5 protein-coding genes and 1 pseudogene are annotated in these 6,868 nt (G+C 46.2%); 3 read left to right on the top strand and 3 right to left on the bottom strand.

Annotated elements, in window-relative coordinates; translation table 11 throughout:
- Positions 1-546: 546 nt before the first annotated feature.
- On the bottom strand, positions 547-819 hold the full coding sequence (locus tag F6K46_RS37235) for a hypothetical protein (protein WP_293117966.1): 273 nt from the start codon (positions 817-819) through the stop codon (positions 547-549).
- Positions 820-945: 126 nt separating this feature from the next.
- On the opposite strand from F6K46_RS37235, the gene F6K46_RS37230 reads away from it, so the two are divergent.
- The 3 genes from F6K46_RS37230 to F6K46_RS37220 all read left to right on the top strand — a co-directional run bounded on the left by F6K46_RS37230 (position 946) and on the right by F6K46_RS37220 (position 6,475).
- A complete protein-coding gene (locus F6K46_RS37230; protein WP_293067826.1) occupies positions 946-4,644 on the top strand; it encodes an NB-ARC domain-containing protein in 3,699 nt (1,232 codons plus the stop codon).
- 228 nt (positions 4,645-4,872) lie between these two features.
- A complete protein-coding gene (gene grxC, locus F6K46_RS37225; protein ID WP_293067822.1) occupies positions 4,873-5,187 on the top strand; it encodes a glutaredoxin 3 in 315 nt (104 codons plus the stop codon).
- 340 nt (positions 5,188-5,527) lie between these two features.
- Positions 5,528-6,475 carry a Type 1 glutamine amidotransferase-like domain-containing protein gene (locus F6K46_RS37220; protein WP_293067832.1) on the top strand — a complete coding sequence of 316 codons (948 nt, stop codon included), beginning with the start codon at positions 5,528-5,530 and terminating at the stop codon, positions 6,473-6,475.
- Here the strand turns inward: F6K46_RS37220 and F6K46_RS37215 are convergent.
- Both F6K46_RS37215 and F6K46_RS37210 read right to left on the bottom strand, forming a co-directional pair.
- Positions 6,413-6,631, bottom strand: a complete 219-nt coding sequence (locus tag F6K46_RS37215) for a hypothetical protein (protein WP_293067820.1) — start codon at positions 6,629-6,631, stop codon at positions 6,413-6,415. The two genes, F6K46_RS37220 and F6K46_RS37215, sit on opposite strands and share 63 nt — an antisense overlap.
- Positions 6,632-6,741: 110 nt before the next feature.
- A pseudogene (locus F6K46_RS37210) lies at positions 6,742-6,868 on the bottom strand (IS4 family transposase); the annotation flags it as partial.

Raw genomic sequence — 6,868 nt, 5'->3', positions numbered from 1 at the left:
ATTTTGCGACCGCAGTCTTGGGAAATCCCTGTTAGTTTAATAATGGCTCTCACCACTCCTCTCCCAATCCTTGCCTAAATCCTAGTCTCTATCACTGTTTCGACTACTTTTGCCTAATGGATAGCTTAAAAAAGGGGGACTTTGAGTATAGCTCCCCCCTTATTAAGGGGGGTTAGGGGGGATCACCCACACTGCCTATTTCTTGTTTGCCCCCTAAATCCCCCAATTCTGGGGGACTTTGATATCATTACTACCCATTTTGGGTTTAGGGCGTGTCTTCAAACTCGAATATCCCCCTAAATCCCCCTTAAAAAAGGGGGACTTTGAGTATAGCTCCCCCCTTATTAAGGGGGGTTAGGGGGGATCACCCACACTACCTATTCCTTATTTGCCCCCTAAATCCCCCAATTCTGGGGGACTTTGATATCATTACTACCCATTTTGGGTTTAGGGCGTGTCTTCAAACTAGAATATCCCCCTAAATCCCCCTTAAAAAAGGGGGACTTTGAGTATAGCTCCCCCCTTATTAAGGGGGGTTAGGGGGGATCACCCATCCTGCTTCTTAAACCAAGGACCCACCACCTGGATCAATCTAGTCAGCGCTCCCACTAACACTGCGATCGCTAAAATCATTTCTGCTGGACTGTCCCCATCCTTGAGCCAGAGAGCAGGATTTTCCATTAGGGGCTGTGGTTGTTCGACTAATGCTATAGTGTCAACTCCTTGATTATCAACGACTTGCTCTTTGAGGTCATTCATGGTATTGCTTCGATTACCTAACTGAATCCATAGTGACCTGAGGGTAGTGTCTACAAGCAACAGTTAGGTTTAGGGTAGCTACAACCACCGTGTATCAAGGCTAGACTAGTTGAGGGTAGCTTCTGCAATTGTGGGAAAACCTACCCTAACCCTCAAGTTTTTTTTCCTTGCCCATCCCCCAATAGCATGCCCAGACCTACTTACGGTCCTAAAGTTAAAGCCAGAGCACTGCGTCTATTTGAAGCATTAGTTTCTTTTGCCCAAGACATCGCTAATCAGGGGAATCCCGATATTAAATTCCGTTGGATAGAGAAAACCTCAACTCCTCCAGAACTAGTAATTGAAACTCAGACCAGATATTTAATCCAACTCACCAAGAACGATAACTATCCAGGTAGTCTCAGCAAGCATCAAGTGGTAGAAGCGTTGCAGCGGATGGAAGACTTTTTAGGAATTTTAGAAGACAACCGTGTCAAGAAGAAGGGAAAGGATGAAAGGCATTTCACCCTGAGACTCTACGGCCAAGACCTAGCCACAAACCTAGAAATATTTAAGCAAGAGTGGGACAATAAACGACCAGAGAAATCCAAACAGCAAGAACAAGCAACTGCTACTACTCCCAAAAGGTGCCAAGCTCTTCGCCCTAAGCCAGGGGTTCCTTTCCAAGCCCCACCCCTACCAGCTTACTTTATCCAGCGCCCAGAAGTAAGCCAATCCTTGAAGCAATCCTTACTGTCAGAGCAGACCGCTAAGACCGGCACTCTGGTGGTTAGCGCTATTTATGGTTTAGGGGGTATTGGTAAATCTACCTTGGCTGCTGCTATTGCCCATGATCCAGAGGTACAGACTCATTTTGCCGATGGTATTCTCTGGGCAACCTTGGGTCAGCAGCCAGACTTGCTGTCTTTTCTCAGTAGTTGGATCCAAGCACTGGGAGACCATGACTATAAACCCACTAATACTAATGCGGCTTCTAGACATTTACAAACCTTGCTGTTTGAAAAGGCTACGCTGCTAGTAGTCGATGACGCTTGGAACCCAGACCATGTGCAACCGTTTCGGATTGGTGGTGCTAAGTGCCGGGTGTTAGTGACAACTCGTGAAGCTCAAATTGTGGGAGTGACTCGCTATGATTTAGATTTGATGAGTCCCTCACAAGCCTTAGCCTTACTGGAAGAGTATGGGGGTTCTAAACTTACGGGGTCAGACCGCAAACAAGCCCAAGCCCTAGCCACAACAGTGGGCTACTTACCCCTAGCCCTGGAGTTAGCGGCAGCACAAATAGCAGATGGTATTTCCTGGCAGGAGTTACTCACTGACCTACAAACGGAAATTGCCCGGTTGGAAACCTTAGATTTACCAGGTGCCCAAGAGGTTGAGGAAAAGCGACGCAAGCACTATAGCCTAGTGGCATCCTTTAATCTCAGTTTACGGCGACTACCATCGGAAAAATTTCAGCAGTTTGCCTGGTTGGGTGTCTTGCCAGAAGATGTCTCAATTACTCCCGCTTTAGGCACAACCTTGTGGGATGTAAGTCCACGAGAAGCAAGAAGGACTTTACAGTATTTTAAGTCAAAGGCTCTACTGCTCTCTGGTAAATCCACTAATGAGAGTCCCAGCTATCAGCTCCATGACTTAGTCCATGACATGGCGCGTCGGTTGCTAACTGCTGAAGCAGCTACAGGGGTAGAGAGTAGCTTACCGGGTTTGGGATTAAGCTGGCCCCAAGCCCATGGTCAACTCCTAGAGCGCTATCGCCAAAAAACCCAAAACGGATTGTGGCACACCCTACCGGATGATGGCTATAGTCACAGTTATCTGACCTGGCATTTAGAAAAAGCCGGTTGGGTAGAGGACGTACACCAACTGCTGCAGGAGGAAACAGAAGCTGGACGCAATGGTTGGTATGAAACCTGTGAACGTCTCGATCAACTGGGGGGCTTTGTTAAGGATGTGGCCAAGGCTTGGCAGTTAGCAGAAGAGGCTTTTTCCTCTTCACCAACTCGTTCTATTAGTTTGCAGTGCCGTTATGCCTTGATGGTGTCTTCTGTGAGTAGTTTGCTTGGGCATATTCCAGGAGAGTTGATGGCAGCCCTGGTAGAGAAAAAGATCTGGACTCCAGTTCAGGCTTTGGCTTACCTTCAATACATACAAAATCCTTATGATCGAGCAAAAGCACTAGAAGAGCTAGCCCCAAAGTTACCGGAAACATTACTCTCAGAAGCCCTCAAAATTGCACGGGCTATTACCGATCAGTCGGATCGAGCGAGAGCTCTAAGTGGACTAGCACCATATTTGCCGGAAATCTTATCAGAAGCCCTAGAAGCCGCACGAGCCATTACCAATGATAGAGACCGAGCCTATGCCCTGATTCGACTAGCACCACAATTGCCGAAAATCTTATCAGAAGCCCTAGAAGCCGCACGAGCCATTACCAATGATAGAGACCGAGCCTATGCCCTGATTCGACTAGCACCACAGTTGCCCGAAATTTTACCAGAAGCCCTAGAAGCCGCACGAGCCATTACCGATGAATCAGACCGAGCTTATGCCTTGAGTGAACTAGCAGAACAATTGCCGGAAATCTTACCAGAAGCCCTAGACGCGGCACGGGCACTTACCAATCAGTCAGACCGAGGCTATGCCCTGATTCGACTAGCACCACAGTTGCCGGAAATTTTACCAGAAGCTCTGGAAGCGGCACGGGCACTTACCAATCAGTCAGACCGAGCCAGAGCCTTGAGTAGATTAGCACGGCATTTGCCAGAAATCCTACCAGAAGTGATAAAGGCAGCACAAGCTACCGATGAGTCGAGCCGAGCCGATGCCTTGAATGAACTAGCACCACATTTTCCGGAAATCTTACCAGAAGCTCTAAAAGCGACACGAGCCATTACCAGTCAGTTCAGCCGAGGCCATGGCCTGAGTGAACTAGCACCACAGTTGCCGGAAAGGTTACTCCCACAAGCCCTAGAAGCGGCACAGGCCATTACCGATAACGAAAACCGAGCTATATTACTGAGTAAACTAGCACCACAGTTGGGGGAAAGACTACTCTCACAAGCCCTAGAAGTGGCACGGGCTATTACCGATAACACAGATCGAGCCAATGCCTTGAATGAAATAGGAGCACAGTTGTCGGAAATTTTACCAGAAGCCCTAGACGCAGCACGAGCCATTATCAATGAGAAATACCGAGCCAGAGCACTTAGTGAACTAGCGCCAAAAATACCGGAAATCTTACCAGAAGCCCTAGAAGAGACACGAGCCATTACCAATGAGTCAGAGCGAGCCACAGCCCTGATAAGGCTAACACCACAGTTGCCAGAAATTCTACCAGAAGCCCTAGATGCAGCACGAGCCATTACCGATGAGTCGAGCCGAGCCATAGCGCTGAGTGAACTAGCACCACAGTTGCCTCAAATCCTACCAGAAGCCCTAGAAGCAGCACAGGCCATTACCGATGAGTGGAGCCGAGCCTATGCCCTGAGTGAACTAGCACCACAGTTGCCTCAAATCCTACCAGAAGCCCTAGAAGGGGCACGGGAACTTACCGATGAGTTTATCCGAGCCATAGTCTTGAGTAAACTAGCACCACATTTGCCGGAAACCCTTCTCCCAGAAGTCCTAGAAACAGCACGGGCAATTCAGTCTGAGTATCACCGAGCCTATGCCTTCAGTGGACTAATCAAAAATTCAGGCTTATCCCTCCAAGATGACCTTTCCCTTTGGCAAGAGTTTCTTCATACCTTGGCTTGTCGCGATCGCCAGCACTTCTTAAGAGACCTGGTTGATCTAAGTCCAACTATTATCTCTTTGGGAGGCAAAGAAGCTCTGGCTGCAATTGTTGAAGCGATTAAGGATGTGAGTCGGTGGTGGCCTTAGAACAGAATTAAAAAGCGTTACAAAAAACTATTTTATCAATTATTTATCTGTTTGTGTAACCCGAATTACATCCATTTATTGAGTTTTTTTAAAACAAATAATCAAACCAAATACTGATTTATAGTAACACAAAAAGTTATCTTATTTCTTTCCTTTTTCTTAATTTAAACTATCCTGTAAGTATGGTATATCTTGAACTAGGATTCAACAACATAGGATTAACCAACAATGCTGGATTTTCTCAATCCCATCCTAGGACGCAACCCAGAACATATGAAAGCCAACGTGGAAATTTACACCTGGCAAGCCTGCCCCTTCTGTATCCGAGCGAAGCTATTGCTATGGTGGAAAGGGGTTGACTACACCGAGTATAAAATCGATGGGGACGACAATGCCAGAAACCAGATGGCGGAACGAGCCAACGGAGGTCGAACGGTACCCCAAATTTTTATCAATAACCAACACATTGGCGGTTGCGATGAGTTGTATGATTTAGACGGTAAGGGACAATTGGAGTCTTTGCTAACTCAGGCAGCAAGCTAATGGGAATCGGGAATCGGGAATCGGGAATCGGGAATCGGGAAGAGAGGGCGTTGCTGATTATGGGTATGATTGTGCCCCCCTAGGGAGTGTTTTCAAAGTTTTCCGCAAGATTATGATCCCCCCCAGCCCCCCTTAAAAAAGGGGGGAGCCATACTCCCTCGTCCCCCTTTTTTAAGGGGGATAATGGGGGATCTCCGATGTTTCCTGTTCCCTACCTTTAAAGTGAAATATTCAACTTCGTGCAAGATCGGAATAGAAGAGTTAAGGTTGAACGGTTAAGCTTTCAGGGTGAATCAAGATAGTGAAACGTTTACTTATAAGTACTTTAGTCTTCGTGATCATGTTGGGAGTAGTAGCATTCCCTGCAGCTGCTACGGTCAAGCGTTATCAAATTAGTCAATCTCCTAATGTTGATCTGTCTTTAGATGGTCCTGCCTTTGACTTGGGTGGTGGTGGTCCTGATGTGGATGAAGCGATCCAGTGGATGATTAACGAAGTTAGGGATTGCAGTAAATGCGATCGCACTGTTGATGTAGTAGTAATCCGGTCTTTTGGTGGCGATGGCTACAATCAACCGATCTATGAGATGAACGGGGTTAATTCTGTAGAAACCCTAGTGCTCGATAGCCGTGATGATGCTAATCGACCGGATGTGGTGGCTACGGTGGAAAACGCTGAGGTATTATTTTTTACCGGTGGTGACCAGTGCGACTATGTGGATAATTTCCAGGGCACAGACCTTCATGATGCGATCGCTTATGTGCTTGATAAAGGTGGCGCGATTGGTGGAACCAGTGCTGGTGCAATGATTCAAGGTAGTTTTGTCTATGATGCTTGTCAAGGTTCAATCCGCTCCGATGAAGCCCTAAATGACCCCTATGACCATTACATTAGCTTGACGAATCACCTATTTAAATGGCGAGACCTAGAATCAGTAATTGTCGATACCCACTTTAGTGAACGAGAGCGCATGGGTCGCCTGATGGTATTTATTGCTCGCCAGCTCCAAGATACTGATGCAGAAGAAGTTTTAGGCATCGGGGTAGACGAAGCAACATCAGTAGTTGTAAACTACAAAGGTTACGCTGAAGTGATAGGAGAAGGGGCAGCTTATTTTGTCCTCGGTGACCATAGACCAGAAGAATGTGAACCAGGAATTCCCCTAACCTTTTCCAATTACAAAATCTGGAAACTATCCGGAGGTGACACCTTTGATCTGAGATATTTACCAACCTCTGGCTATCAAATCGCTAGTGTAGAAGAGGGAATAATTATTTTTGGGGAATAGGGAGTAGGGAGTAGGGAGTAGGGAACAGGGAATAGGGAACAGCGAACAGGGAACAGGGAACAGCGAACAGGGAACAGTAGGAAAGATATTCGAGTATTTTTTGGTGTTGTGATTAAGTAGTATTAGTTTTCGTGATATATCTAGTTTACTAATCAAAAAATAAACTATAAAATAATTACAATAAATCCAATATTTATGGATTGAAATTAACAAGTTAAAATTTAAAATAGCAATAAACAATTAGAGGATATCTGAAAAGTTTTTTTCTAAGTACAGGACAAAAAATGTAAAGATTGCCGAAAGTCGAACTGATGAAGGGATTGAGGATTAAGGATAAGATGACGCAGATGGTCAAAACCTAGACGGAAAAGACTCTTGGCCCTACGTCCGTGA

Origin of the sequence: Moorena sp. SIO3E8 (assembly GCF_010692445.1) — a bacterium.
In the GTDB taxonomy this organism is placed as follows: domain Bacteria; phylum Cyanobacteriota; class Cyanobacteriia; order Cyanobacteriales; family Coleofasciculaceae; genus Moorena; species Moorena bouillonii.
Note: the sequence above shows the minus strand (reverse complement) of the source record. Positions and strands in the feature narration are given on the sequence as shown.